The following is a 20,195-nucleotide window of genomic DNA, read 5'->3' on the forward strand; positions in this document are numbered from 1 at the left end:
GGTTCCACCTCTGGATTTCTCCCCCGGTAACGAGCCTACTTGCCGGTGTCCTCCGCCACCTCTTCGATGTCGTCGGCTGTGTCCTCGGCGCCGGATGACGGCCCGGACTGCTGCGGGTACAGGGCTTTCGCCAGCGACCCGGCCAGCGCCGCTGCCGGCGCACTCCCGTCCGTTCCGGGCGCCATGTTCGCCCAGACCACCATCGTCAGGTCGTTGACCGGGTCGTACCCCATGAAGGAGTTGTACCCGGGCATCTCGCCGATGTGGCCGAACATCGGTCCCATCTGCGCGAGCCCGTAGCCGTACCCGGCAGAGGACGGGTTGTCGGGGTCGGTCGGCTGCACACTGTCCATCCGCAACGTCTGGGTGTCCGCGTCGAGCAGGTCGCCCTTGACCAGCGCCCGGACCCACGTGGCCAGATCGTTCGCCGTCGAGATGCCCTGACCGGCCGAGCTCGTCCACGACGGGTTGTCGTTCGTCGTGTCCCTCGGCTGGACCGAGCCGGCGTCGATCGAAGCGATCCGGTCCGGTGACAGCGCTTCCTTGCCCTCCCCGAGCGTCTCGACGTTGCCGCTGTAGCTGTAGCCGCGGGTGAACGGCGCCGGAATGCTCGTGTCGGTGGTGGCGGGATACGACGTCCCCGCCAGCGCCAGCGGACCGAAGAGCCTGTCCTGGAAGATCTGAGCGATGGGCTTGCCGTCGAGCTTCTCGGCGATCAGTCCGAGCAGCACCGTGTTGGTGTTGGAGTAGCTGTAGCCCTCTCCCGGTGGGAAGTTCGGCGGGTTGCTCAGCCCCAGTGCGACAAGCTCCTCGGCGGTCCACACCCGGCCGGGATCGGTGTCGAGTGCCTCGTTGAGCTCCACGGTCTGGGTGTAGCTGTAGAGCCCACTGCGCATGTCGAGCAATTGCCCGATCGTGATGGCATCGCCGTTCGGCACATCGGGTCGGAACGTGCTCACCGGATCGTCGACGGACAGCAACCCCTCCTGGACCATCTGCAGGATGACCGTGCCCGTCCACGTCTTCGTGTTCGACCCGATCCGCACCTTGGTGTCGAGCGTCGGGGCCTCCGACCGATCGGCCGCCACCGAACCCCAGGTCTTGACGTACTCACCGTCCGGCGTGGTGATCAGCACGACCATGCCGATCTCCCGCGACGTCGTGGCGACGTCCTCGACCATCGCGTCGAGAGCTGCGGGATCGAGTGGCAGGAGAGCCGATTCGGTCGCTGACGACGTGGCCGGTGCCGGCGACTCGCCGCTGCCGGACGAGCAGGCCGCGATGAAGATCAGGGCAGAGGCCGTCGCGATACCGACGGAACGGGAGACAGTGCGAACAGTCATGAGCGTGTGAACCTTCCGAGTCCCTGCTTGTCGAGGTATTCGACCGTGAACGATGCGGGAGCACCGTTCACGATCTCGAACGTGACTCCTGTCGGTCCGACCGCGTTCTCGCCGGACGTCTCGAAGAAGTAGGTGTCACCGTCGTAGTGGGTCAGGGGGTACGTCAGCCGGCCGTCTTTTCCGACGGTGAGCGTGAGCCGATCACCGTCCGCCGAGACCCGAGCCGGACCGTGGAACGGGCTGTCGAACGTTCCGACGTACTCGGTCGCGGGACGAGCAGGGGTCACCGAGGCCGGCGGTGTCGCGTAGTCGATCGGCGACGCCTCCTCCTCTGCGATCCCGTCGAAGATCCCGGCGATCAACGGTGCCCAATCGACGGTCTGCCGACCGTTCCTCACCTGGTCCATGAACTGCGCGGCAACAGTTTCCGAGCCCCCGACCGGTGCCGAGTTGGACAGGACGACGATGCCCAGCTGTTCACTCGGCAACATGAACACCGTGGTGCTCGCCCCGAGGGCGAACGCTCCGGAATGCGACAGCTCGACGCGCCCCTTGTCGTCCGTGCCCACGTTGAACCCCAACCCGTAGAACGAGTCTCGCGCGCCCTCCGTCCCGGACGCGCCCGATAGGGAGTGCGAGGTGTGCGTGTACTGCAATGCGTCCGCGTCCACGATGCGACGTCCCTCGAACTCTCCCCCGCCGAGTTCCATGCGGATCCACTTCGTCATGTCGTCGACGGACGAACTCGCTCCTCCGGCAGGTGACTGATTGTCGGGCTCACGGACGTACTTCGCTTCCCACTCGGTGGTCGAACCGTCGGCGAGCACGTGGTTCACCGCATGGTTGGGCGAGTTCGCCCAGTCCTCGAATCGTGACGAGGTGTCGGCCATGCCGAGGGGCTCGTAGATGCGACGACGAGACAGCTCGGGCCAGTCGGTGCCCTGCGCCTTGGCCGCGGCGTTGCCGGCGGCGGTGAACCCGAAGTTCGTGTACGCGTAGCTGTCTCGGAACGATCCCAGCGGGAGCTGGTCGAGGCGGCCCATGATGTCGTCGTAGTCGTAGCCGAAGTCCTCGAGCACGTCACCGGCGTGATCGGGCAGACCCGATCGGTGCGAGAGCAGATCGACGAACGTCGCGTGCTCGCTCACATACGGATCCGCCACCGCGAATTCGGGCTCGTACCTCCGCACGGGATCGGCCCAGTCGACCGCTCCGTCTCCGACCGAGGCAGCGATGACGCTGGACGCGACCGGCTTCGACACCGACGCGAGCTGAAACCGGGTGTGGGTGTCGACGGCCTCGTCGGTACCGACCTTCCGGACACCGAATCCGCGCGAGTACAACACCTCGTCCTGGTACACGACGGCAGCCGCGACTCCCGGCGTCCCGGTTCGCGCCATCATCGCCTCGACGTACCCGTCGAGATCGCCGACGGCCGCGTCGACGTCCGCGCGGTCGATCTGGGCGGCAGGGACGGCCGGCGGGCTGTCCGCGAGTGGCTCCGGCGACGCCTCCTCCGAGCTGCATCCCGCTGCCACCAAGGCCAGCGTCAGTACCGTCGCAGCAATTCTCGCGGCCATCTCGTCTTCCCCGTTCGACGTGCCGAGTCCCCGTCCCACGAACATGGGCTGGAGACCGATCGGTTCGAGACCCTACGCCGACTGTGTACTTTGCACCATGCAAGTTGCACCATCGACAACCGGACGGTCGTGTGTGCCGACAGCACTTCCCGGGTATGAGCCCCACACCGGACAAGAGGAATCGGCAGACGGAAGGAACCGACACATGTCGAAGGACGAGTTCAGCAAGGGCGACAAGGTCGAGTGGAAGACGCACGGCACCACGACCGAAGGCGAGGTGGTCGAGAAGATCACCTCCGAGACCGAAGCCGGTGGGCGGAAGGTCAAGGCGTCGAAGGACGACCCGCAGTACCGAGTGGAGAGTGACAAGTCCGGCAAGGACGCGGTGCACAAGCCCTCCGCTCTGGACCCGAAGGACTGACCCGCACTCACGCCTTGTCGTCGACGCCGGCCTTCTTCCGTTTCACCTGGTAGAGGTCGGCGTCGGCGCGTGCGAGGACGTCCGACGCCGACTCGCCGGGAAACGCGGACACTGCGCAGCCGACACTGACGTGCGGGAAGGCAGCGGCGGTCGCGTCGGCGAAGGCACGGCTCACGGTCGGCGATGCACCGTGCACGAGAGCCGCGAACTCGTCGCCGCCCAGCCTCGCGATCACCGTGCCCGGGGGTGCCAGATCGGACCACGAGCGGGCGAGTGAGATCAAGAACCGGTCGCCGGCGGAATGGCCGGACGTGTCGTTGATGGCCTTGAAACCGTCGACGTCCAGCGCGACGACGGTGATCGACGACGTCGTCACCTCGCTGACGGCCATCTCCCACCCCGCCCGGTTCCGCACACCGGTGAGCGGATCCGTGTGGGACGCGTCGATGAGCGCCCTGGTCACCGATCCGAACGCCTCGGCAGCTCCGACGATCGCGACCACGAAGACCAGGTAGCTGATGGGATACAGCGTCGCGGGGGATGCCGCCGCGGCACCACACACGGCCACCACCAGCACGACCACGAGAACGAGTGCCACCGTCCGTCCATGGAAGGCCCGGATGTACATGGCCAGGAACATCACCGCGATCAGGCACATGAACTGCGATGCGGTAAGCACATGGAACGCCATGACGGCGGGCGTCGCGATCAGGGCGGCGCCCACCGCGATGCCGAGAGCGGTGCGTCCGCGCGGTCGGACCGCCAGGACGAGCAGCGCCGCCACGCCGAGGACGACAGCCACAACGCCGCCCGCCACCGGTGACGTCACCCGGTCGCCGTGCGGCAGCAGCGAGACGGTCACCCCCACCGCATAGAGGCAGGTGGTCACCAGCAGATACTGGCGCAGCAGGCGGGTGCGGAGTTGGGCGGTTCCGTGCCGAACACTCGGTGGCTGGACGCCGTCGACGGACCGCATGCCGACACGATGCCAGGTTCGGCGGGAGTCGGAAAACCGGAGGCGACTACCGCGCGACGTGCGCAGTGGCGAGACGTCGCACGGCCTCCCGCAGCTCGTCGTCGGTCGACGTCGCGAAGCAGACGCGCAACGCGGTACCGAGTTCGTCGCCACCGGCCGGATCGAAGGCGCGACCGGGAACGTACGCGACGCCGCGGTCCAGCGCTGCCGGCAGCAGCGCCGACGTGTCCGTGCCGTCGGTGAACTGCACCCACAGGAACATCCCGCCACGGGCCGCATCGACCTCGATCGCCGAACCGAGTTCGCTCCGCAGTGCTCCGACCAACACCTCCGCCCGTGCCGAGTAGACCGCACGCACGTCGTCCAGATGCTGTCGCAACCATGGCTCGTCGGCGATCAGGTCCGCCGCGACCAGCTGCGTCAACGACGAGCCGCACAGATCGGCGCTCTGCTTGATCCGCTCCACGGCGTCGCACACCGGTCGGGCCGCGGTGAGCCACCCGACGCGCAACGACGGTGCGAGGATCTTGGACGCCGAGCCCAGACGGATCACCCGATCGGACGCGATGGGGCCCGGCGGGGGTGCGTCGAACCACACGTCGCCGTAGGGATCGTCGTCGATGACCCAGAAGCCGTACCGTTCCGCGAGGTCGACGAGGGCGCGGCGACGCCCGACCGACAGCACTCCCCCGCGAGGATTGTGGAAGTTGCTGACGGTGTGCACGGCGCGAGGGCGCACTCCTGACTCGAGCAGCCGCGCGAGGGCATCGGTGTCGGTGCCGTCCGCATCGACCGGGACCGACTCGATACGGGCACCGACGGCCTGGAACGCTTGCAGCGCACCGGGATACACCGGTCGATCGACCACGACGACGTCGCCGGGATCGACCAGCACGGACGCGAGCAGGCTGAGCGCCTGCTGGGAGCCGTGCGTCACCACCACCGAGGTGGACGGCACCTCGTCCCGAACGAGCGCCGACTCCCGCGCCGCGATGACGTCTCGGAGCCGCCGCACCCCCGTGGTCTCCGCGTACTGCAGGGCGGCGGTGTCGCCGCTCAGTATTCGATGCGTGACGTCACGAATGGTGCTGTGCGGCATGACGTCCGGCGACGGAAGACCGCCGGCGAGGGACAGTATGTCCGGCCGGGCGGTCAGCGTCAGCAGGTCACGGATCGCTGATCCGGTGATCGCCGAGGCGCGGACGGACAGGGGTGGCAGAACAGAGGACGACATGGATTCTCCGAGCATCGTGGGACACGAGGCGTCGCGGCGCGCTCACCGGGGTGGGCTCGGAGTCGGTCGTGACGAGAACGGTGCCGCGGGTGGGGCACCGTTCTCGTAGCGTAGCGCGGCTTTTCACACAGTGGAACCACTGTCTCACAGTGTGGGATACAGTCGAGCGAGGGTGTCAGTCCAGATCGTCGTGGCGCATGAGCTGACGCGCCGCCTCGGTGATCGATCCGGTGAGAGACGGGTAGACCGAGAAGGTGGCGGCGAGATCGTTCACCGTCAGGTTGTTCTGCACAGCGATGGCGATGGGGAGAATCAGCTCGGACGCGGTGGGAGCGACGACCACTCCGCCGATGACCACACCCGTCGCGGGACGGCAGAAGATCTTGACGAAGCCGCGACGCAGGCCGGACATCTTGGCGCGGGGGTTCGTGTTCAGCGGCAGCATGACCGTGCGCGCTGGGACGTCCCCGTTGTCGATGGCGGACTGGCCGACACCCACCGTGGCGATCTCGGGTCGCGTGAACACGGCGGAGGCGACCGTCTTGAGCTTGATGGGGCTGACGCCCTCGCCCAGCGCGTGGTACATCGCGATGCGGCCCTGCATGGCGGCGACGGAGGCCAGTGGCAGCAGGCCCGTGCAGTCGCCCGCCGCGTAGATGCCGGGCACGCGGGTACGCGAGACCCGGTCCACGCGAAGGTAACCGCCGCGGTCGAGCTCGATGCCGACGCTCTCGAGGCCGAGGTTCTGCGTGTTCGGGACGGAGCCGACCGTCATCAGCGCATGCGAACCCTCGACGGTCTTGCCGTCGGACATCGTCACGACTATGCCGTCGGCGGTGCGGGTCACCGAGTCCGCGCGTGCGTTCTTGATCAACGTGACACCACGCTCGGACAGGACGTCCTCGAGCACGAGTGCCGCGTCGGCGTCCTCACCGGGAAGGACGCGGTCGCGACTGGACACGACGGTGACCTTGACGCCCATCTCGGTGTACGCGGAGACGAACTCGGCTCCGGTCACGCCGGACCCGACCACGATGAGGTGGGTGGGCAGGGAGTCGAGGTCGTAGAGCTGACGCCAGGTCAGAATGCGCTCACCGTCGGGCTCGGCACCGGGCAGGATGCGCGGGCTCGCACCGGTCGCGATGAGCACGACCTCGGCGTCGATCTCCTGCGTCGACCCGTCCGCCAGGGTGGCCTCCACCTGGTGGGCGGCCAGGCCGGGCTGCGTGTCCACCACCTTCGCCGTTCCCGACAGCACGGTCACGCCGACCGTCTGCAGACGGGCGCGGATATCGGAGGATTGAGCCTGCGCAAGGGATTTCACGCGGTTGTGGATCTGCGGCAGGTCGATGGTGGCCGAGGTCGGGTCGAGCTCGATACCGAGGTCGGACGCGCGACGCATGTCGGTGCGGATGCCGGTCGAGGCGATGAAGGTCTTGGACGGAACACAGTCCCAGAGGACGCAGGCGCCGCCCACTCCGTCGGAGTCGATGAGCGTCACCGTCCCGCCGTGCTGGGAGGCGACCAGAGCGGCCTCGTATCCGGCCGGTCCGCCTCCGATGATCACGATGCGGGTCATTCGTCCTCCGTTGCGGGTTTTCGGGAGAGTCCTGGCGAGTGAGGGTTGCTCACAGCATCAAACCTATTCCACGGGGTGCCGCGGCTGCACGTCAGGCCGAGCCCATATCGGTGGGCACCTCGATCCGCGCGAATCGGGTACGACGGTTTAGGCTGACCGCCGTGCCGATCTATGCCGCTTACGGCTCCAACATGCACCCCGAGCAGATGCTCGAGCGGTGCCCCCACTCCCCTGCGGCCGGAACCGGGTGGTTGCCGGGGTGGCGTCTGACCTTCGGCGGCGGCGACATCGGCTGGGAGGGCGCGCTCGCGACCGTCGTGGAGGACCCCGACTCGAAGGTGTTCGTCGTGCTCTACGACGTCTCACCGGAGGACGAGGAGAGCCTCGACCGGTGGGAGGGTTCCGAGCTCGGCATCCACCGCAAGATCCGCCTCCGCGTCGAGACGGACGACGAACCCGTCCTGGCGTGGCTCTACGTGCTCGACGCCTACGAGGGTGGGCTGCCCTCGGCGCGCTATCTCGGCGTCATGGCCGAGGCCGCGGAGATCGCCGGCGCCCCGGCCGACTACGTGCGCGACCTGCGCACCCGCAACAGCCGCAACGTCGGCCCCGGGACCTCGTCGCTCTGATCCTCGGGCAGCTTTGATTCTCAGGCGACGGGGTCGTCTCCCAGTCCCAGCGCCAGTGCCGTCATCGTGCGGACACCGACGGCCAGCGCACGCTCGTCCAGGTCGAACGTCGGCTGATGGATGTCGAGCTGAGGTCCGACGCCCGACCACACGCCGAGACGCGCCATCGCGCCCGGCACGTGCTCCAGGTACCACGAGAAGTCCTCGCCGCCGCCGGACTGTGCGGTGTCGGCCAGGGCATCCGGGCCCAGCGAGCGGATGGCCGCCTCGAAGCGCCGGGTGGCGTGTTCGTCGTTGACCACCGGCGGCACGCCGCGGCGGTAGTGCACCTCGTACTTCACACCGGTGGGCGCGAGCACGCCGGCGACGATCTCCTGCACCAGCGGCTCGAGCAGTGCCCACGTCTCGTGGTCGCCCGTCCGGACCGTGCCCGTGAGCATCCCCTTCTGCGGGATGGCGTTCGGGGCCTGACCTGCGACGACTGCGCCCCACACCATGACGGTGCTGGTGCGCGGGTCGACGCGGCGGCTCAGCAGTCCCGGCAGACCGGTGATGACCGTGCCCAGCGCATACACCAGGTCGGACGTCAGGTGCGGACGGGAGGTGTGTCCGCCGGCCGAGTCCAACCGCAGTTCCACGGTATCCGCCGCGGAGGTGATCGCGCCCACGCGGATGCCGACGCGTCCGACCTCGAGACGGGGATCGCAGTGCAGCGCGTAGATCTGCGACACGCTCTCCAGCGCGCCCGCGGCCACCATGTCGAGAGCGCCCCCGGGCATGACTTCCTCGGCGGGCTGGAAGATCAGCCGGACGCCGTGCGGCAGCGAGTCGAGTGAGGCCAGCGCCAGCCCGGTCGCCAGCAGAACCGTCGTGTGGGCGTCGTGTCCGCACGCATGGGACACACCCGGGACCGTCGACGAGTACTCGGCGCCGGTGAACTCCGTCAGGGGCAGCGCGTCCATGTCGGCCCGGAGAGCGACGCGCGGACCGGCGGGGCCGATGTCGCAGATGACGCCGCTGCCACTGGGAAGCACCACCGGGGACAGTCCCGCGGCGGTGAGGGTCTCGGCGACGAACTTGGTCGTCTCGAATTCCTGCCTGGCCAGCTCGGGGTGCATGTGGATCCGTCGACGCCACGTCACGAGATCCGCCCCGTGTGCTGCGATCCAGGCGTCGGCCGGATTCATCGTCGTACCGTCCTCTCGTGTGTGCCCTCGACGAGTCGAGAGCGTTGCTGTGGGTCGGTGGCCGCCGCGACGGCCACCCGAGCGAGGGCGCGGGCCCCGTCGACGACGGCGCGGTCGGCCGACTCGGTGATGCACGCCGTGGTGAAACCTGGCTGGTGAGTGACCGCGCCGCCGGAATCGAGACCGATCACCGGATGGATGCCCGGGATCCGCGCGGTGACGTTGCCCATGTCCGTGCTGCCGAACGGGCGCGAGGTCTCGAACTCCTCGGGAACCAGTGCGCGACCGAGAGTGCTTGCGACACGACGGTATTCGGCCACCAGCCAAGGATCGGGAGTGAGTTCGGTGTAGGTCGGGGACACGGTGACGATCTCGTGGGTGCACCCGGTGGCCACCGCTCCGGCCTCGAAGCATCCCCGCGCGCGACGATCGAGATCGGCGAGTGCCTCCGCAGTGTCCGCGCGCAGGTAGTAGAACATCTCCGCCGATCCGGGGACGATGTTCGGGGCGGTGCCGGCGTGACCGACGATGCCGTGGATCTGCTGACCCGGACGCAGATGCTGGCGCAGCAGGCCGACACCGACCTGCGCGACGGTGACGGCGTCGCCCGCGTTGATGCCCCACTCGGGCGCCGCGGAGGCGTGCGCTTCACGCCCTGCGTATCGAACGGCGATGTCCGACAGCGCGAGTGAGCGCGCGGCGGCGATGTCGAGCGGACCGGGGTGCACCATCATCGCCAGCGAGACGTCGTCGAACACCCCGGCGTCGAGCATGAGGACCTTGCCGCCGCCGGACTCCTCGGCCGGGGTGCCGAGCACCCGGACGGTCAGCCCCAGCTCGTCGGCGACCGACGCGAGGGCCAGCCCCGCACCGACCGCCGACGCCGCGATGATGTTGTGTCCACAGGCGTGGCCGATCTCCGGCAGTGCGTCGTACTCGGCGCACACGGCGACCACCAGCTCGCCCGAACCGTAGGTCGCGTCGAATGCCGTCGGCAGGCCCGCGACGCCCCGCCGCACCTCGAATCCGCCACCTGCGAGCAGATCGGCCGTCGCCGCCGACGCGAAGTGCTCCTCGAAGGCCAGTTCCGGACGCGCGTGTACGGCGTGCGACAGGGCGACGAGATCGCCGGTCGCGGCGTCGAGAACGGAATCGAGGGTCGAGGACACGGGACTCAGTGTGTCACTGCCCCAGTGAGAAGGTGCTCTCCGCCGTGGGGACGGACAGCGCGGCGAGGGTGCGCACGTGGATGCTGTCCTTGATGGACGTGAGGTTGGCGCCGCGGGTGGACACCCGTTCGGCCGCCTGCGCCACCGCGGTGGTCAGCAGCTCGTCCTCGCCGGCGACGGCCTGCACGATGCCGAACTCGAGAGCGTCCGCGCCGCCGTAGCGACGGCCGGTGGTCATCGCGTCGATCATGGTCCGACTCGGCAGGCGCTCGGCCAGCAGCGTCGACATGCCCTCGGTGAACGGCATGCCGAGGTTCACCTCGGGAAGGCAGAAGAAGCCCCGGTCCGCGCGCATGACGGACGTGTCGTGGCACAGGGCGAGCATCGCGCCGGCGCCGAAGGCATGGCCCTGTACGGCGGCGACCGTGGCCATCGGGAAGCGCAGCAGCCGGATGTAGACGGTGTGCACCAGGTCGAGGTACTCCGGAATGGAGTCCGCGTGGCTGAACAGGTAGTCGGTGTCCAGGCCGTTCGAGTAGAACTTGCCGCCGCCGACGGTCACCAACGCGGCCGGACCCTCCGACGCCTCGGCCTCGTCGAGGAGCGTGTGCACCTGCTCGATCCACTCCGGGTGGAAGCGGTTCTCCGGGTTGACGCCGTCGGCGTGGGCGAGGCTGAGGACGAAGACGTCTCCGTGGCGATCGAGTGAAGGCATGGACGGATGGTACTCGTCGGTAACCAGACCCCGATCGACGCCGGCGACGCTCGGTTGCGCGGGACCGATTTCCGGAGGACCGTGCAGTCATGGCTCTCGCGGCGATCCTCCAGCTCGGTGTGATCGTGCTGCTCGCAGCCCTCTCCGCGATGCTGTTGTTCGTCGGCGCGTTCGGATCGGGCGCCGTGATCGCCTCGGCCGCGTCTGTGTGGTTCTGGCGTCTCTACCGAGCCCACACCTGACACTCCGCCGTCTCGCCTGCCGCAGCGAACACCCGCCCGCGGCGATAGGGTCGGACGTGTGAGCACTCCCCCCGTACCGGCCGACTCGGAGAACGCACTCGTCGATCCCGAGACCGATCCCACCGGAGCCGCGGAGGCGGCCGCCGCCGCCCTGGCCCGGATCACCGGCATCGCCGAGCATCCCGTGGCAGTGGTCCTCGGATCCGGGTGGCAAAAGGCCGCGGAGCAGTTCGGCACACCCCAGCACATCGTTCCCATGTCCTCGCTGCCCGGCTTCGCCGCACCGAAGGCGCTGGGCCACTCCAACGCCATGTGGTCCGTGGACGTCGAGGGCACACAGGTCCTGATCCTGCTCGGGCGCACCCACGCGTACGAGGGACATCATCTCGGCCGCGTGGTCCATCCCGTCCGCACGGCGGCCGCCGCCGGCGCTCGCACCATCGTCCTGACCAACGCGGCGGGCGGCATCCGTGAGGGCATGGCTGTCGGCGATCCCGTGCTGATCTCCGACCACCTCAACCTGACGGCACGGTCACCGCTGATCGGCGCCCAGTTCGTCGATCTGGTCGACGCGTACTCGGCCGACCTGCGCGAGGTGGCCCGAGGAATCGACCCGAGCCTGACCGACGGCGTCTACGCCGGACTGCCCGGCCCGCACTACGAGACGCCCGCCGAGATCCGCATGCTCCGCACGCTGGGCGCCGACCTCGTCGGCATGTCCACGGTGCACGAGACCATCGCGGCTCGGGGTGCGGGTGCCCGTGTCCTCGGTATCTCGCTGGTGACCAACCTCGCGGCCGGGATGACCGGAGAGCATCTGGACGGCGACGAGGTGATCGCCGCCGGCGCCGCCTCGGCCGAGCGGATGGGAACTCTGCTGCGACGGCTGGTCCCGCAACTGTGACAGAACTCGACGCCGTCGTCCGGCAGTGGATCGAGGACGATCCGGACCCCGCGACGCAGGCGGAACTGCGCGATCTCGACGCGAGTGATCTGGCCTCGCGGTTCGCCGGTGCGCTCACGTTCGGCACCGCGGGTCTGCGCGGACCCGTGCAGGCCGGGCCCGGTGGCATGAACGTCGCCGTCGTCACGAGGGCCACACACGGTGTGGCGCAGTATCTCTCGCGTCATCACGCGACAGGCTCCGAGGTGGTGGTGGGCCGGGACGCCCGGCACGGCTCCGCGGAGTTCGCCGTCGCCGCGGCCGAGGTCCTGGCCGCGGCGGGCTTCCGCGTCACCCTGCTCCCGGACCCGGCGCCGACCCCGGTGCTCGCGTTCGCCACGAGGTCACGCGGCGCCGTCGCCGGCATTCAGATCACCGCTTCGCACAATCCCGCGGCAGACAACGGCTACAAGGTCTACCTCGACGGCGGCGCCCAGTTGGTGTCGCCCGCCGACCGGGAGATCGAGGAGTTCATCCGGCAGGCGCCGGGTGCGTCCTCGATCGCACGCACCGCCGTCACGCCCACCGCGGACCCCGTGATCGAGCAGTACCTCGACCGGGTGGCACAGCGCGTTCCCGAGCGGCCGTCGCACTCCACCCTCCGTGTGGCACTCACTCCGATGCACGGGGTCGGCGGGCCCGTGGCCGTGGAGGCGTTGCGCCGCAGCGGTGTCACCGACGTCCACATCGTGACGTCGCAGTTCGACGCCGACCCGGACTTTCCCACCGTGACCTTTCCCAACCCCGAGGAGCCGGGCGCGGCGGACCAGGTGCTGGCGCTCGCCGCCGAGGTCGACGCGGCACTGGCCATCGCTCTGGACCCGGACGCGGACCGGTGCGCGATCGGCGTGCGCGGACCGAACGGTGTCCGCATGCTCACCGGCGACGAGACGGGAGCGGTGATCGCAGACCACATCCTGCGGTCGGCGCCGCCGGGATCACTCGTGGCCAGCACCATCGTGTCGTCGAGCCTGCTCTCGGCGCTCGCGCCGGCCCGCGGTGCCCGCTACCGGCGCACGCTCACCGGCTTCAAGTGGCTCGTGCGCGCCGGCGACGGCCTGGTGTACGCCTACGAGGAGGCGATCGGACACTGCGTCGACCCGGACGCGGTGCGAGACAAGGACGGCGTCTCGGCGGCCGTGCTGCTCGCACACATCGCGGCCGAGCTGGCCGAGGAAGGACGCACGATCCTCGACGTCCTCGACGATCTCGACCGCGAGTTCGGAGCACGCGTGGGCACCCAGGTGTCGCGGCGCGTCACCGACCTCTCGGAGATCGGCGACATGATGACGCGCCTGCGTTCCGCCCCACCGACGACGTTGGCGGGTGCGACGGTGACCGTACGCGACCTGAACACCCCCGACGCCGAACTCCGCACCGATGCAGTGGAACTGACCAGCGAACGGTTCCGCGTCATCGTTCGGCCGTCGGGAACCGAACCGAAGCTGAAGGCCTACCTGGAAGTGGTCGAACCGGTGGCGACGGCGGAGGATCTGGCGCCGGCCAGGTCACGCGCGGCCGACACGCTCGAGTCCCTGGCCGACTTCGCCCGCTCGCTCTAGCGGGGACCGAACTGGCGGTCCCCGGCGTCACCGAGGCCCGGCACGATGTACGCGTTCTCGTTCAGACCCTCGTCGATGCTGGCGGTGACGAGGCGCACGGGCAGTCCCGACGACGCGAGTGCCTGCACTCCCTCGGGGGCGGCCACGACGCAGATGCACGTGACGTCGTCCGCGCCGCGCTGCACCAGCAGCTCGATGGTGTGGACCATCGACCCGCCCGTGGCGAGCATCGGGTCGAGGACGTACACCGGGTAACCGGCCAGGTCGTCGGGCAGCGATTCCATGTACGGCACCGGCTGATGTGTCTTCTCGTCGCGCGCGATGCCGACGAAGCCCATCCGCGACTGCGGGATCAGCGAACTGGCCTTCTCCACCATGCCCAGGCCCGCGCGCAACACCGGCACCAGCAGCGGCGGCGACTTCAGGCGCGTCCCGGTGGTCACCGCGACCGGCGTCGTGACGTCGAACTCGACCACGGGCGCGTCGCGCAGCGCCTCGTAGACCAGCATCTGCGTCAGCTGGCGCAGTGCGGATCGGAACGCGGGGTTGTCCGTCGACTGGTCGCGCATCTGGGTCAGCAGCGCGGACGCGAGGGGGTGGTCGAGTACGCGGGTGTCCATGTCGGGCGTGGTGTTCACCGGGATCACCCTAGTCGGCGATCGGCGCCCGCTCCCGGTCGAACGGATCCGCGTGATCGGGGAACCGCGAGCCGCTCCGCACCGTCTGACTTCGAGACGGTGCGAGCACGCGAGTGAACGGTGGACTGCAGTGGCCGAGAGCGGTACGACATTCGACGTCCGAGTGGACGGTCTGCACGACGGTGCCGGTCGTCTGACCGATGCCGCACTCCTCGTGCGGGACGCGTCCGCGGCGGCGCGGGCGGCAACGGGCTCTGCGGCGATGCTCGGCCTCGTCGGAGCCGACTTCGGAGTCGCGTTCGCCGGTGCCGCGGCGCGCTACGCCGACGGCCTCGGCGCGCTGTCCGACCTGTTCGAGCACCTCGGGTCGTCCGTGCAGTCCGCAGCGCGGTCCTACGGCGACGGCGACACCGCGCTGTCCGACGTGCTGATCGGCACCGGTGCACCGCGATGATCGATCTGTTGGCCGCGCCCCTCGAGACGCTGCTCCGCTCTCTCGGCACCGGCTGTCCGTCCCCGGACACCGATTCCCTCGACTCGGGCATCGCGTCACTGTCCGACGCCTCGCGACAGATGACCGACGGAGTCACCGCTCTCTCGGACGCGTGGTCCGGACCCGCGTCCGAGGCCGCTCTCGACCACACCGTGCGCGGCGCCGCCGCGGCCGGGTCGATGATCGAGCACGCCGGCGCGCTGCAGTCACTCGCCGCCGAGGCGCAGGCGAGCGTCGCGCGTGGGGTCGCCGAGCTGCAGACCATCATGGCCGCTTTCCTCACGGGCGCAGCGGCACTCGCGCCCGCGGCCCTCACTCCCCCGGGACAGACGGCGCTCATCGCCCACGCGACACACCACCTCGACAATGCTCTCGCCGTCCACGCTCGGGTGCGAGCAGAGCTCGATGCCCTGGCCGCCCGCGTCGGCACACTCGTCGTGCCGGAAGTTCCCACGCTTCCGTCTCTGCCCTCGTCGCCGGACGCGGCTCTCCGCGGGCTGTTCGCGCCGACGGCTCCGGAGCAGCCGGCCGATCCGGCGTCGCCCGGCGCCGACGGGACCGGCACGCTCGTGACGCTTCCCGACGGCAGCACCGCCATGGCGCCGAACGAGCGCGCGGCCGGAGCCGTCCGCTTCGCGCTCGCCCAGCAGGGCACGCCGTACGTGTGGGGCGGCACCACCCCCGGGCAGGGCCTGGACTGCAGCGGACTCACGCAGAGCGCGTACGGCACCGCCGGAGTGGACCTGCCGCGGCTCGCGGCCGACCAGGCGGTGGGCAGCCCGGTGAGCGCCGAGGACCTGATGCCGGGCGACCTCGCCGTGTGGGACGGTCACGTCGCGATGGTGGTGGGGAACGGTCAGATGGTGGAGGCGGGCGACCCGGTCAGCGTCAGTGCCGTCCGGACGTCGAACGTCGGCATGAGCTTCCACGGCTTCTACCGGCCGACCGCATGACCGGCGGACACGCCACCTCGCGCGCCGGACGCATCGTGGTGCTGCCGTCCGGCGAGATCGTGGACCTGGAGCTCGAACGTAGGGAGCTCGCCTTCGGGGGTTCCGCGGTGGCTGCCGCGGTGCGGATGCTGCACGGGCTCGCGCATCCGGTGGCGCCGGTGCCCACGGCGGGCCCTGCCGACGACGAGCTCGTCGAGATCGACTCGTCCGGTTCGGCACGACGCGTGTCCGCCCTGCTGCACCGGACTCTCGACGACCTGGCCCGCGTGCGCGGTCGCAACGACAGGGACGACGCGCTCGTCCGGGCCGAGGTGGACGCGCACGGACGTCTGGTCGGCCTCACCGTCGAGGACGACGTCCGAGAGATGCGCTGTCATCGGGTCGAGGCGGCGATCGTCCACGCGGTGAACACAGCCGTTCTGGCCGTCGTTCTCGAGCGTGCCGACATCCACGCCGCCCTGCGTCTGGGGCTGGACACGGCGTCCAGTGAGGACGCCCGGCGGCTGGGATAGGCTCGCGGCCATGGCTGGAGACATCGTCCCGATCGAACTCGGTGTGACTGCCGGCGACCTCGTCACCCTGTGGGCGCCCGAGTGGCGTGAGGACGGCGAGGAGTGGGAGGCCTTCCTCGGTCGCGAGGACGATCTCTACGCGTTCCCGTCGGTGGCCGAGATGGCGGCGTTCATCCGCACCGACACCGACAACGACCTCGTCGACCATCCGCAGTGGCGCACCGTCGTCGCGCTCTCCGCAGCGCACATCGAGCCGGACGACGACCACGTCTACGACCTCGTGGGCGTTCCGGAGCTCGCCGCGGGGGATCCGGACGAGGACTCCATCATCGAGCTGGCCCGCTCCCTCGAGATGGCACGCACCCTCGGCGAGGTCTGCGAACTGGATGCCGTCACTCGCTTCTTCTCTGCCAATGCGCTTCTCGGCGTGCTGTCCCGCGGCGCCGACGCGTTCGTCGGGCGTGAGGGCTCGCAGCTGTGGAACCGCATCGGTGCCGTCGTGGCGAAGGGGTGGGACGCCGTCCTCGACGCCATCGACACCGTCCTGACCACTCCCGACGTCGATGCCGAGGCGACCGCCGTGGCCGATGCGGAGATCACGGCCGCAGCCGAGAACATCGTGGACGCAGAGGATCTGGACGACGAGGACATCGACACGGACGACGACACCTCCTCGGACGACTCCGACGTAGTCGTGGTCCCCGTCGACACCGATGACGAGGACGAGGACGAGACCTTCTGGGGCTCGGTGGGTATCGATCCGGTGCGCATCATCACCTCCGAGGACACGTACTACACACTGCGCTGCTACCTCGACGACGAGCCGCTGTTCCTGGGACGTTCGGGCGCGATCTTCGTGTTCGGCAGCGAGCGCGCGCTCGCCCGCTACCTGGCCGACGATCACGACCACGACCTCACGACGGTCAGCACGTACGACGACGTGCGCACCGCGGCCGTCGACGGTTCTCTCGACGTGCAGGTGACCGACGAGAACGTGTACGTGCTGCCCGGGCTCGCCGACGACCTGGCCCGCGGGCCGGAATCCGTCGACGCCGATCAGCTCGATCTCGCCGTCGAACTGTTCACCGACGCAGCCGACTACGCCAAGGACGCGTCCGTCGAGGAGGCACTGGCTCCGGCCACTCCCCTCGGCTGGCTCATCTCCTACATCCTCGAGCCGGTGGACGGACGCATGGCTCCGAGCGTCCCGTTCGACGCGGAGGCGGAGTCGTGGCGCGCCCTGGAGCGCGAGTTCGAGACCCGGTTGCGTCCGACCACCTGACGGTCGGCGCGCCGATCAGGCGCGCAGGATCTTCGCCATCGGTCGCCCCTTGGCGAGCTCGTCGACGAGCTTGTCGAGGCGACGGATGTTCTGCATCAGCGGATCCTCCACCGACTCGACCCGCACCCCACACACCGACCCCGTGATGAGCGGCGCGTTCGGGTTCAGCTGCGCGGCCTCGAAGAAATCGAGGAACGTCGTGTCCGCCGAGAGGTGCTGCGCCAACTCGGCGTCGTCGAAGCCCGTGAGCCAGCGGACGACCTCGTCGAGCTCGTCCTTCGTCCGACCCTTGCGCTCCACCTTGGTGACGTAGTGCGGGTACACGGACGAGACGGGGGTGGTGAAGATGCGGTGCACGGGTGGGAGTGTATTCGGCTCGTCGGCCACGTGGTGCGATCCCATCAACTGACCGGTTCGACCCGAGCGCACTCACCTGCTTCACATCACCATTCACGATCGAACCGTCGGGTACGTTCCAGGAATGGCGCCGAGATGGGAGCAGTTGCGAGGTTCCAACTACGGGACGATGGGCCGGTCCGTTCGAGGAGTCGTCCACCGACCGGACGGATCGTCGCAACTCGTGCGCCATGCACCTGAGTCCAGCTGGCGTTACGAGAATGAACTCGGCGAGCCCACATACGTGGAAAATGCGACCGATCGGTGGTCTCGCGATCAAGACGCGGTGATGGTTCATACCGTCAAGCACCCCGGAACCGTGTACGTCGTCATGGGTCCCGGCTCGCCGTCGCTGCTACTTCGCGCGTACGACCTCTTCCCTCCGAACCCCACGCCCGGCTATCACGACCAGCTGTTCGGCGAGCCGAGCACGCCGCGGGCAGCCCGAGTGCGGGGCCGCGACGGTTGGGAAGTGAGTGGTCAGGACAGCCAGATGAACCTGACCGTGACGTACGTCTTCGATGCGGAACTCGGCGTCGCCATTCGGTGGCAGCGCGGCGACGAGTGGATGGAACTGACCGACCCTCACCTCGACGATGCTTTTGATCGAGAGCTGTTCACGTGGTCCGGACCGTCACGACCGTTCGAGGAAGCCGTATCGCGGGCGCAGCGCGAATACGACGAACGCCAACGTGCGCTGGCCTTGATCCCGCAGGCAGTCCCGACGTGGCTTCCGTTGACGACGAATGTCCATCCACAGTCCGGCGATGCCCGTACAGGCGAGCTGAGCCTGGACATCACCGGTCACGCCCCCCAATTCACGCTGCGGCGGTGGGTGACATCGATCGGTGAGCCGGCTCTGGCGTGGCCGAACGAGAACACGCCGGAACGCTACCGGCGGACCATCGGCGACTGGACGTACGAGATCCGCAGCTACAACGACTTCTCGGAAACCGACTGCGCTCGCATCATCGAGTCCATCGTTCCGGTCGCTCCACCCGATCGCGATCCAGCAGACATCCTGGCCGAGCTCGCCGACGAGGAGTCCGACCGACGCGAGGCGGAGGTGTCCGAGAGCCTCGGGACCGGGCGCGTGATCACCGACCATCTCGGCGGCGAGTCTCTCCTCATCCGAACGGATTTCACCGACGACGCACGATGGCGCGACGTCGCGGTAGCGGCGATGGCGCCCGTACCTAGTGGCGGCGAAGGGGAGTTCGCGGCGTACCTCACGTGCATCGACAACCGGCAGTACGACGGCCTGACCGTCGACGGACTGATCGACATCATCGGGGATGAACCGACCCACTACGTCTTCCTCGTCGACTCCGTTACCGTCTACGATCCCGAGATGCCCATCGTTGCGGTGCATACCGGTCCCGACAACCCGGAAAGCCCGCGCGGCAGAACGTTTCGTGTCATTCCCACGGAGATGTGGGGGGTGGAGAACAATCTGTCGATCTCCAACATGGACTTCGAGTCCTTCGCCGACAGCGTCGACGAGGACGGCGTGTTCCGCGGGTTTCCCCAGCCGCCCCAGCCCGTCGAACAGGTGACCACACGTGACGTCGCGCAGTGGATCGCCGACGACCTCACCACGGACGCACTCCGTGACTTCCACGCCGAGATCTCCGGGTGGAAATACCGCTACCCCGTCCAGCTGTTCGACGTCGACCTGAGCGACGTGAACGCCCAGTTCGGAGACAGCAAGGTGTCGGCACCGGGCGCACCCTCGGGGTACGAAGAGTTCGTGGCCGCGACAGCCGAAGGCGGCACCGCTCTGCGTGGGTCCGTCTGGACACACGACGGGCACTGGACATTTCTCGTGCATCACGACTCTCACCGCCCGATCGCCGCGTACCGCGTCACACTCGCTCCCTACGCTCCCCCGCCGCCGCAGGAAGGCGTACAGCAGACCCCGAGATACGAAGTGCCGTTCGTGTGCACCGAGCCGAGATCACCGATCCTCACCGACGAGGACGACCTGGTCGACCGCGATCTCGTACAACGGGCCGTCCTCGCAGAAGCTGCACGGCTGCACCCCGATGCCGACATCACCGGAGGAATGCCGCTGATGAATCGGATCCCTCGCCTAGTCGGTATACAGATCGGCAGCCACGTCCAGATCGACCGTCAGCCGGTCTTCTACGTAGCCATCGTGACCGATGTCCAGGACGAGTTCCTGATCATCGAGGTGCCACAGGAGGGACTGAGAATTGTCGGACCCGGCGAACCCTGATTGTGCACCGAGATACCCCGGTGGGTTCGGGCACAAGCTTCACCCCAAGCCCAAGGTGTTGCGGTGACGTCTCTGCGTACGCGGGGCGCCGGTCCGATGCCT

General features: G+C 68.9%; 20 protein-coding genes. 10 read left to right on the top strand and 10 right to left on the bottom strand.

Annotated features, from left to right (window positions below; all coding sequences use genetic code 11):
• Positions 1 to 35: 35 nt before the first annotated feature.
• Both QE397_RS11280 and QE397_RS11285 read right to left on the bottom strand, forming a co-directional pair.
• Entirely contained in the window at positions 36 to 1,343 is a 1,308-nt protein-coding gene (locus tag QE397_RS11280) for a serine hydrolase (protein ID WP_307093387.1), read from the bottom strand.
• Positions 1,340 to 2,923 carry a serine hydrolase gene (locus tag QE397_RS11285; RefSeq protein WP_307093389.1) on the bottom strand — a complete coding sequence of 528 codons (1,584 nt, stop codon included), beginning with the start codon at positions 2,921 to 2,923 and terminating at the stop codon, positions 1,340 to 1,342. The genes QE397_RS11280 and QE397_RS11285 overlap by 4 nt, the downstream gene beginning before the upstream one ends.
• Before the next feature lie 205 nt (positions 2,924 to 3,128).
• Between QE397_RS11285 and QE397_RS11290 the strand changes: the two genes are divergently transcribed.
• Entirely contained in the window at positions 3,129 to 3,344 is a 216-nt protein-coding gene (locus QE397_RS11290) for a DUF2945 domain-containing protein (RefSeq protein ID WP_307093390.1), read from the top strand.
• Positions 3,345 to 3,351: 7 nt separating this feature from the next.
• Here QE397_RS11290 and QE397_RS11295 read toward each other — a convergent pair whose 3' ends face one another.
• The 3 genes from QE397_RS11295 to QE397_RS11305 form a co-directional block, all read right to left on the bottom strand.
• Positions 3,352 to 4,320 carry a GGDEF domain-containing protein gene (locus tag QE397_RS11295; RefSeq protein WP_307093392.1) on the bottom strand — a complete coding sequence of 323 codons (969 nt, stop codon included), beginning with the start codon at positions 4,318 to 4,320 and terminating at the stop codon, positions 3,352 to 3,354.
• A gap of 46 nt (positions 4,321 to 4,366) precedes the next feature.
• Positions 4,367 to 5,554, bottom strand: coding sequence for a PLP-dependent aminotransferase family protein (locus QE397_RS11300; RefSeq protein ID WP_307093394.1), 1,188 nt, complete (start codon positions 5,552 to 5,554; stop codon positions 4,367 to 4,369).
• Between the two features lie 175 nt (positions 5,555 to 5,729).
• Positions 5,730 to 7,133: an NAD(P)H-quinone dehydrogenase gene (locus QE397_RS11305; RefSeq protein WP_027503701.1), complete on the bottom strand. Its 1,404-nt coding sequence runs from the start codon at positions 7,131 to 7,133 to the stop codon at positions 5,730 to 5,732.
• A 161-nt stretch (positions 7,134 to 7,294) separates the two neighbouring features.
• Between QE397_RS11305 and QE397_RS11310 the strand changes: the two genes are divergently transcribed.
• Positions 7,295 to 7,762, top strand: a complete 468-nt coding sequence (locus tag QE397_RS11310; RefSeq protein WP_027503702.1) for a gamma-glutamylcyclotransferase — start codon at positions 7,295 to 7,297, stop codon at positions 7,760 to 7,762.
• A gap of 20 nt (positions 7,763 to 7,782) precedes the next feature.
• Here QE397_RS11310 and QE397_RS11315 read toward each other — a convergent pair whose 3' ends face one another.
• The 3 genes from QE397_RS11315 to QE397_RS11325 are packed head-to-tail and all read right to left on the bottom strand — an operon-like array spanning position 7,783 to position 10,833.
• Positions 7,783 to 8,949 (bottom strand): M20 family metallopeptidase, encoded by a 1,167-nt coding sequence (locus QE397_RS11315; protein WP_027503703.1) that lies wholly within the window; start codon positions 8,947 to 8,949, stop codon positions 7,783 to 7,785.
• The gene (locus tag QE397_RS11320; RefSeq protein WP_027503704.1) at positions 8,946 to 10,118 is read right to left on the bottom strand and encodes a M20 family metallopeptidase; all 1,173 of its coding nucleotides are present in this window, start codon (positions 10,116 to 10,118) and stop codon (positions 8,946 to 8,948) included. The genes QE397_RS11315 and QE397_RS11320 overlap by 4 nt, the downstream gene beginning before the upstream one ends.
• 13 nt (positions 10,119 to 10,131) lie before the next feature.
• Complete coding sequence (locus tag QE397_RS11325) at positions 10,132 to 10,833, bottom strand: enoyl-CoA hydratase/isomerase family protein (protein WP_307093398.1); 702 nt, start codon at positions 10,831 to 10,833, stop codon at positions 10,132 to 10,134.
• An 89-nt stretch (positions 10,834 to 10,922) separates the two neighbouring features.
• Here QE397_RS11325 and QE397_RS11330 point away from each other — a divergent pair, with 89 nt between their 5' ends.
• Genes QE397_RS11330 through QE397_RS11340 form a run of 3 tightly spaced genes read left to right on the top strand, consistent with a single transcriptional unit; the run spans position 10,923 to position 13,580 of the window.
• Positions 10,923 to 11,075: a hypothetical protein gene (locus QE397_RS11330; RefSeq protein ID WP_197027699.1), complete on the top strand. Its 153-nt coding sequence runs from the start codon at positions 10,923 to 10,925 to the stop codon at positions 11,073 to 11,075.
• 16 nt (positions 11,076 to 11,091) lie between these two features.
• Positions 11,092 to 11,979 (top strand): purine-nucleoside phosphorylase, encoded by an 888-nt coding sequence (locus tag QE397_RS11335; protein WP_373425290.1) that lies wholly within the window; start codon positions 11,092 to 11,094, stop codon positions 11,977 to 11,979.
• Positions 11,976 to 13,580 carry a phospho-sugar mutase gene (locus tag QE397_RS11340; protein ID WP_307093401.1) on the top strand — a complete coding sequence of 535 codons (1,605 nt, stop codon included), beginning with the start codon at positions 11,976 to 11,978 and terminating at the stop codon, positions 13,578 to 13,580. The genes QE397_RS11335 and QE397_RS11340 overlap by 4 nt, the downstream gene beginning before the upstream one ends.
• Here the strand turns inward: QE397_RS11340 and upp are convergent.
• On the bottom strand, positions 13,577 to 14,200 hold the full coding sequence (gene upp, locus QE397_RS11345) for a uracil phosphoribosyltransferase (protein WP_056448013.1): 624 nt from the start codon (positions 14,198 to 14,200) through the stop codon (positions 13,577 to 13,579). The two genes, QE397_RS11340 and upp, sit on opposite strands and share 4 nt — an antisense overlap.
• 148 nt (positions 14,201 to 14,348) lie before the next feature.
• Between upp and QE397_RS11350 the strand changes: the two genes are divergently transcribed.
• From QE397_RS11350 to QE397_RS11365, 4 genes are read left to right on the top strand one after another with little or no spacing between them, the layout of a single operon-like run.
• Positions 14,349 to 14,672, top strand: coding sequence for a hypothetical protein (locus tag QE397_RS11350; RefSeq protein ID WP_307093403.1), 324 nt, complete (start codon positions 14,349 to 14,351; stop codon positions 14,670 to 14,672).
• Positions 14,669 to 15,664: a C40 family peptidase gene (locus QE397_RS11355; RefSeq protein WP_307093404.1), complete on the top strand. Its 996-nt coding sequence runs from the start codon at positions 14,669 to 14,671 to the stop codon at positions 15,662 to 15,664. Before QE397_RS11350 ends, QE397_RS11355 begins: the two co-directional genes overlap by 4 nt.
• A complete protein-coding gene (locus QE397_RS11360; RefSeq protein WP_222647906.1) occupies positions 15,661 to 16,176 on the top strand; it encodes a hypothetical protein in 516 nt (171 codons plus the stop codon). Before QE397_RS11355 ends, QE397_RS11360 begins: the two co-directional genes overlap by 4 nt.
• A gap of 10 nt (positions 16,177 to 16,186) precedes the next feature.
• Positions 16,187 to 17,458: a primosomal protein gene (locus QE397_RS11365; RefSeq protein WP_307093407.1), complete on the top strand. Its 1,272-nt coding sequence runs from the start codon at positions 16,187 to 16,189 to the stop codon at positions 17,456 to 17,458.
• A gap of 15 nt (positions 17,459 to 17,473) precedes the next feature.
• Here the strand turns inward: QE397_RS11365 and QE397_RS11370 are convergent, their stop codons facing one another.
• Positions 17,474 to 17,815: a DUF2200 domain-containing protein gene (locus tag QE397_RS11370; RefSeq protein WP_027503713.1), complete on the bottom strand. Its 342-nt coding sequence runs from the start codon at positions 17,813 to 17,815 to the stop codon at positions 17,474 to 17,476.
• Between the two features lie 328 nt (positions 17,816 to 18,143).
• Between QE397_RS11370 and QE397_RS11375 the strand changes: the two genes are divergently transcribed.
• The gene (locus QE397_RS11375) at positions 18,144 to 20,093 is read left to right on the top strand and encodes a hypothetical protein (RefSeq protein WP_307093411.1); all 1,950 of its coding nucleotides are present in this window, start codon (positions 18,144 to 18,146) and stop codon (positions 20,091 to 20,093) included.
• The last annotated feature ends 102 nt before the right edge of the window (positions 20,094 to 20,195 follow it).

The sequence above is a fragment of the Rhodococcus sp. SORGH_AS_0301 genome, assembly GCF_030818285.1.
Taxonomy (GTDB): Bacteria; Actinomycetota; Actinomycetes; order Mycobacteriales; family Mycobacteriaceae; genus Rhodococcoides.